Source organism: Mycobacterium sp. TH-M11, assembly GCF_057473725.1.
The window spans coordinates 1-5165 of the sequence record NZ_JBYCLD010000326.1 but is presented as its reverse complement, the minus strand read 5'-3'; the positions used below and the strand labels follow the sequence as shown (position 1 = coordinate 5165).

Sequence of the window (5165 nt, the reverse complement as noted above, 5' to 3'; positions counted from 1 at the left end):
TACCGCGGAATTTTCCGCGGCAATTATTTCAGTTCGGCGCTGATCAACTCGGTCGGGATCGGCGTGCTCACCACGGTGATCGCGGTGGTGATCGGCGCGATGGCGGCGTATGCGGTGGCGCGACTGGAGTTCCCCGGAAAGCGGGTGCTGATCGGTGCGGTGTTGATGATTTCGATGTTCCCGGCTATCTCGCTGGTCACCCCGCTGTTCAACATCGAACGCCGAATCGGGTTGTTCGACACCTGGCCCGGGTTGATCATCCCCTACATTACGTTCGCGTTGCCGCTGTCGATCTACACGCTGTCGGCGTCCTTTCGAGAGATCCCGTGGGATCTGGAGAAGGCGGCGAGGATGGACGGCGCGACAACGGCCCAGGTGTTCCGCAAGGTGATCGCGCCATTGGCGGCGCCGGGAATCGTCACCACGGCGATCCTGGTGTTCATCTTCGCCTGGAACGACCTGCTGCTGGCGTTGTCGCTGACGGCCACCAAGGCGGCGGTCACCGCGCCGGTGGCGATCGCGAACTTCACCGGCAGTTCGCAATTCGAGGAGCCGACCGGGTCGATAGCCGCCGGCGCGATGGTGATCACGGTGCCGATTATCGTGTTTGTTCTAGTCTTCCAACGACGGATTGTCGCGGGGTTGACTTCGGGTGCGGTGAAGGGATAACGATGGCCGAGATCGTGTTGGACCGGGTGACCAAGAGTTACCCCGACGGCGCGCAGGCCGTGCAGGAGTTCAGCCTCACCATCGCCGAGGGCGAGTTCGTCATTCTGGTTGGCCCGTCCGGCTGCGGAAAATCGACGACGCTGAATATGATTGCCGGACTTGAAGATATCACCTCAGGCGAGTTGCGCATTGGCGGCGAAAGGGTCAACGAGAAGGCCCCGAAAGACCGCGACATCGCGATGGTGTTCCAGTCCTATGCGCTCTACCCGCACATGACCGTCCGACAGAACATCGCCTTTCCGCTCACGCTGGCCAAGATGAGGAAGACGGAGATCGCCCAGAAGGTCGAGGACACCGCCAAGATTCTCGATCTGACCGAGGTGCTGGATCGAAAGCCGGCGCAGCTGTCCGGCGGGCAACGGCAACGGGTCGCGATGGGCCGCGCGATTGTGCGGCGACCCAAGGCATTTCTGATGGACGAGCCGCTGTCGAACCTCGACGCGAAGTTGCGGGTGCAGATGCGCGGCGAGATCGCCCGGTTGCAGCGACGCCTCGGCACCACCACCGTCTACGTCACCCACGACCAGACTGAGGCGATGACGCTGGGCGATCGCGTGGTGGTGATGCGCGGCGGCGTGGTGCAACAGATCGGGACACCTGATGAGCTGTACGAGCGGCCGGCCAACCTCTTCGTCGCGGGCTTCATCGGATCGCCGGCGATGAACTTCTTTCCCGCCACCATGACCGCCATCGGGTTGCGGCTGCCGTTCGGTGAGGTGACGCTCACACGGCCGATACTCGATAGGTTGGCCGCACACCACGCGCCGGAGAACGTCGTCGTCGGTGTCCGTCCCGAGCATCTGAAGGACGCGGCGCTGATCGATGCCTATCAGCGGATCGGCGCAGTGAGCTTCGAGGTGAAGGTCGACATGGTCGAGTCGCTGGGCGCCGACAGGTACGTCTACTTCACCACCGAGGGCCCGGTCGTGTGCTCCGATCAGCTATCCGAGATATCCGGTCTGGACGCCCAATCTAGTTCTGCGGAAGTCGAATTCGTCGCCCGGGTGCCTGCGGCATCGAAGGCCGCCAAGGGTGATACGCTCGAATTGGCCTTCGATACAACGCATATCGCCGTGTTTGATCCCGATACCGGGGCGAATTTGACGGTCGCACCCGGGGCGCTGTGACCCAGTCACTGGACCGGGTGCGTGCGCACCTGGATGCCCATTTCGGCAGCGCCGCACCCGATGTCGCGAGCGTGACGTTCCTGGGCGCCGAACCGATCGACGTGCTGCGTTACCGCGTCGACAACGCCGCGAGCTACGTGTCGCTGGGCTGCTCGCGTCATCCGATGGTCGACCCGGCCGCCGTGGTCGTAGACCCCGAACTCGGCCCGCGTGCCGAAGTCGTGTTGCGCCTGCGCAATACGAAATCCATCACCGGGCTGGCCCGTAGCCTGGCGATCGTCGCGGCGGCACCGGCGGTCGAGGGTGTGGTGCTGACCGTCGACGCTCTGGTCGACCTCGGCGGGCCGCTGTGGACCCATCCATCGTCGCGCGTGCCGTTCACCGCGGTGTTGTTGGGCGACGGCGGCATTGCCGATCTACCGTTGGATCCGCCACGGGATCCGGTGCGCTTCCTGTCGGCGACGCCGATCACCGCGACCGAGGCGGCCTGGGTGCGACTCAAGGGTGCCGATGCGATGCGGCAAGCCTGGCGCAGCGACGGGGTCGACGTGTTGGACCCCCATCGCCCTGCGGCGCAACCTGACTGAGTGACAGGCAGGCGCTCTGGCAGCGTCGTCTGGTTGCGCCCGAGAAGTCACGGGTCCGGTGCTGGTGCTCTGGATCCTTGTTGTAGAATCGACGGCACAGAAAAAGCGATGAAGCTCGCTTAATGCACCTCCGGTTGACCACTGGTCGGCTCGAGTCGCTGATGGCTTCTACCCCTATGTCTCGAAGTGACTTGAGAGGGTGGAAGCCTTTATGCGTTGCGCTCCATGCCGGCAAGGATTGCGGCCTGTCTGTTCTCCGACGACGTGTCCCCTCGGGTCCGACCACGCTGCCGGCTCGCAAACCTCTCACTTGCGCTTGGTACCAGGTGGTCGGCATGGGATTGATGAGGGGAGGGTACGTCTTTCCTGACTCGCGCGCCTAAAGGCGCATCAAAGCCTTTGTGAAGAGCCGAAACCAGCGAGGACGTGAGCGTTGAATATGGACCATGGGCGCAGTGCCGCCCCTTCTCTGTCGGACGTTGTGAAGCGGCGTCTGCTTGGCCAGCCCCTGACGACTGATCAGCTGCAATCACAGCGGCTGTCGCCTTCTCTTGCGTTGGGTGCGATTGCCCCGGACGCGATCTCGTCCACGGCATACGGCCCCGAGCAGATCATGATCGAGTTGTTGCCGGCGGCCGGGATCGCGGCGTTCGTGTTGTTGTTGCCCATCATCGGGGTGATCTTGGTGATTTTGGCGTTGGTGACCGCGTCCTATCGCGGAGTTGTCATGGCCTACCCTCGGGCCGGCGGCTCATATGTGGTCGCGCGGGACAATTTCGGACCGCGGGTGGCGCAGATCGCCGCCGCGGCTCTGCTGATCGATTACGTGGTGACCGTTGCCGTGCAGCCGGCGGCGGGGACGGTTGCCGTGGTGTCGGCCATTCCGCAATTGCGGCCGTATCACCTTGAGATCACGGTGGCGGTGGTTCTGCTCATTTGTCTGGCCAACCTGCGTGGGTTGCGGCAGTCGGGCCGTACTTTCGCGATCGCCACCTACTCGTTTGTCGCGTTGATCACGGCAACGATCGTCACCGGTCTCGTCCGCGAGGCTATCTGGGGCTTACCGCGGCTCGACCCGGCGCATGTGGTCGGAGGTGTCCCGGTGCATCAGGGCAGCGGTCTGGTGATGGGCGCAACGGCCTTGGTGGTGCTGCGTGCTTTCGCCAATGGCGGCACGTCGCTGACCGGGGTCGAAGCGATTTCCAACGCGGTCGTCTACATTCGCGAGCCACAAGGCGTCAACGCTCGCCGCGTGCTGACGCTGATGGCGCTGATTCTCGGGTTCTTGTTGGCGGGTGTGTCGTGGCTGGCGTATGTCACGCACGTTGCGCCGTATCGCGCCGAGTATCCGTCCATGTTGTCCGAGATCACGCGGGTGGTGTTCGGCCACGATCTCGTGGGCAACATCTTGTATTTCCTGGTTCAGGCAGCGAGCGCAGCGATCCTGTTCACCGGAGCCAACACCGGCTTCACAGGGTTTCCGGCGATGGCCAGTTTCGTCGCCGAGGATCGGTTTTTGCCCCGACCGCTGACCAAACGTGGTCACCGCTTGAGATTCTCCAACGGCATCATCACGCTGGCCGTCTTGGCTGTAGCGCTGCTGTTGGCGACCGGCGCGTCGGTGTCAAAGCTGGTGCCGCTGTATGCGATCGGCGTTTTCACCGCGTTTTCGGTGGCCGGTTACGGCATGAGCCGTCACCATTTCACCCATCGCGAGCGGGGCTGGCGTGGCAGCTTGGTCATCAACCTGTGCGCGGGGATCTTGTCGACGATCGTGGTGGGAGTCTTCGTGGTGGCGAAGTTCACCGAGGGCGCCTGGCTGGTCGTTGTCGTGTTCCCCATCTTGGTGTTCGGGCTGCTCAGGCTCAACCGGCAGTACCGGGCGGAGGCTTCGGTGCTGGAGCTTTCGCGAAGCGCACGTCCCGATTTGTCTGAATACCCTCGATTACGAGTACTCGTATTTGTGGATTCGGTCGATTTCGCCGAGATGGAGGCGCTGCGTTATGCACAGGATCTCAACGCTGACGATGTGATCCCGGTGCATTTCGCGGTCGACAGCGAGCATTCGGCTCAGTTGCAGGAGCGCTGGAAACAGTTCAAGCATGAGGTCGAATTGCGGGTGATCGATTGCCCCGATCGCAACCTGCCTCGGGCAGCGCAGCTTTTCGTGCTCGAGACGCGCCGAGACCACCCGGACGCCAAGGTGACCGTCCTGCTGCCGCGACGCACTTTTTCGCCGCTGTTGGGGCGTCTGCTGCATGACCGCACCGCGGACAAGATGGCTCGCGCGGTCAGTCGCATCCCGGCGGCGACGGCAATCATCCTGCCCTACGACATCGGTTCCCGGATCGCCCGCAAAAGCTCCAACCCCGGGCAAGGGTCCGGCGTTGAAACCGGTAGACCTCGAAGCGTCCAGAGAGGCGGTCGGCGTCGATGAGTCACAACCGCGAAGGATGTGATCCGTCTCCAGCTTCGTCGCGGGATGTCAGCGATGTCGCCGATGCGCGCGCCGGCGAAAAAGTGGTATCGCGACGTCGTTGGCTGCACCCGGGTGTTGGAGCGGTTGCGGCGGCGAGCTTTTTCTCAGATTCCGGTCATGAAATGACCACGTCGGTGTTGCCGGCATTTCTGACCGGAGCGCTGGGCGCCTCCGCGGCGGTGCTGGGCGTGATCGATGGCATAAGCGATGCGTTGATCGGCCTGATGAAACTGATCGGTGGAC

Annotated in this window: 3 protein-coding genes and 1 pseudogene; all 4 read left to right on the top strand. The window is 63.3% G+C overall.

Going from position 1 to position 5165, the window contains the following annotated elements; translation table 11 throughout:
• The coding region (locus AC2VOG_RS13320; RefSeq protein ID WP_486940370.1) for a carbohydrate ABC transporter permease at window positions 1-669 on the top strand (669 nt) is incomplete at its 5' end.
• Between the two features lie 2 nt (window positions 670-671).
• On the top strand, window positions 672-1856 hold the full coding sequence (locus tag AC2VOG_RS13315; RefSeq protein ID WP_486940369.1) for an ABC transporter ATP-binding protein: 1185 nt from the start codon (window positions 672-674) through the stop codon (window positions 1854-1856).
• Window positions 1853-2443 (top strand): suppressor of fused domain protein, encoded by a 591-nt coding sequence (locus AC2VOG_RS13310; RefSeq protein WP_486940368.1) that lies wholly within the window; start codon window positions 1853-1855, stop codon window positions 2441-2443. The genes AC2VOG_RS13315 and AC2VOG_RS13310 overlap by 4 nt, the downstream gene beginning before the upstream one ends.
• A 439-nt stretch (window positions 2444-2882) precedes the next feature.
• Window positions 2883-4793, top strand: a pseudogene (locus AC2VOG_RS13305) (APC family permease); the annotation flags it as partial.
• Between the last annotated feature and the right edge of the window lie 372 nt (window positions 4794-5165).

Excerpts from the sequence above, each read along its gene's own strand:
- AC2VOG_RS13315 (WP_486940369.1), top strand. The coding sequence starts at position 672 with ATGGCCGAGATCGTGTTGGACCGGGTGACCAAGAGTTACCCCGACGGC.